Source organism: Microcoleus sp. AR_TQ3_B6, assembly GCF_036702785.1.
GTDB lineage: Bacteria > Cyanobacteriota > Cyanobacteriia > Cyanobacteriales > Microcoleaceae > Microcoleus.
The window spans coordinates 1-1,416 of the sequence record NZ_JAUBVJ010000234.1; the positions used below are offsets into that span (position 1 = coordinate 1).

Annotated in this window: 2 protein-coding genes; both read left to right on the forward strand. The window is 42.0% G+C overall.

The window, feature by feature from the left end:
• A partial coding sequence (locus tag QUB56_RS36880; protein WP_332961300.1) for a hypothetical protein occupies positions 1-190 on the forward strand: 190 nt, incomplete at its 5' end.
• Between the two features lie 278 nt (positions 191-468).
• Positions 469-1,227 carry a hypothetical protein gene (locus QUB56_RS36885; protein ID WP_332961301.1) on the forward strand — a complete coding sequence of 253 codons (759 nt, stop codon included), beginning with the start codon at positions 469-471 and terminating at the stop codon, positions 1,225-1,227.
• Positions 1,228-1,416: the final 189 nt, after the last annotated feature.

Consider the following 1,416-nt stretch of genomic DNA (forward strand, 5'->3'; position numbering starts at 1 on the left):
TGCAGATTTAATAAGTTCCACAGATTCCTATGTGATCGCGATGCTGATTGAGTTATCGAGAGGAACTAATTTCGATTATCGGATTTGGTTTGAACGAATGCTGGAAGTATTTCCAACTATTTCAGATCCCCGCCACTTTGTTCTATCAATTAATGCTTTACTCAATGACCAATGGGTTGTGCCTTGGTGATGCGATCGCAAATTCCTTTTGTGCTAGGGACGGGGTTCGCCAGCAATCAAGTGCGATCAAATTATTATCGATAGTTTCACAAGAAAGGGCGCTCAGAGTTCGGTACAATTTCCTTTGGGGCTATTAACTTTCCCTGGCGAGTAGTTTTGTGCGCTCTCTCTGATTCAAAACGGTGTGTCGGTTGAAAACACCCGGTTGGGTAATACATTAAAAAATGCCATCAATGAATTAGGTGGTAGACCCTCAAGTTGGAAGACAGGTGAGATTCTCAACAAAAGATGGATAGAAGTAACAATTTCTTATTAGAACAACTAAAGCAAGCTTGCTGGCAACGAACCGACGGCTACTGGCAACTGCTGGCAACTGCTGCTGGACATGAAGAAAGTATCCGCCAGATACTAGAAAGCCTGGATGTTAATGAGTTGCGACTAGATACTATGAAAGCTTTGCCAGCCAGCTTAGTTGGAGATAAAATTATGGCTCTTTGTGTTTCCCGACCTCAACTGCTTGGTGATTTGTTGAGTCAGTGGGAACAGGAACCTCTGACTGGCAATCCTTATGTAGATGCTGGGTGCTTAACAGCAGCTATTGACAAAGGACGCAGGTTTCTTACTGTTGTAAAATTAGACCCGGATGCAGAACCTTGGAGCTGGGAGGAACCATTCAAAAATGAACCTTTTAGAATCATGGGCAATTCTGAATACATTCGCTTTTTAGCTAGTCGTCCGTTAGTCAATAAAAAGTTGACTCTAGAAAACATGGAAAATTGCATCGAGCGTGGTAAAGGTCTTCTTAAAACATTGCGAACGCAAGAAGTACAAATAGATGAATCTGTATTCCATCGCTATGCAGATTTAATAAGTTCCACAGACCCCTATGTGATCGCGATGCTGATTGAGTTATCGAGAGGAATTAATTTCGATTCTCGGATTTGGTTTGAACGGATGCTGGAAGTATTTCCAACTATTTCAGATCCCCTCTATCTAACTCTATCAACCTATACTTTACTCAATGAGCAATGGGTTGTGCCTTGGTGATGCGATCGCAACTTCCTTTTGTGCTATCGACGGGGTTCGCCAGCAATGAAGTGCGCTCTAATTATTATCGATAGTTTCACAAGGAAGGGCGCTCAGAGTTCGGTACAATTTCCTTATACCAATTTTCAAAAATCATGCAACAGTAGCTAGGGCTGACAAAATGTAATCCCATCCAGTTATAGATGCTAT

What these genes read in the sequence shown, in the direction of transcription:
- QUB56_RS36885 (WP_332961301.1), top strand. Translation starts at nt 469, where the DNA reads ATGGATAGAAGTAACAATTTCTTATTAGAACAACTAAAGCAAGCTTGC.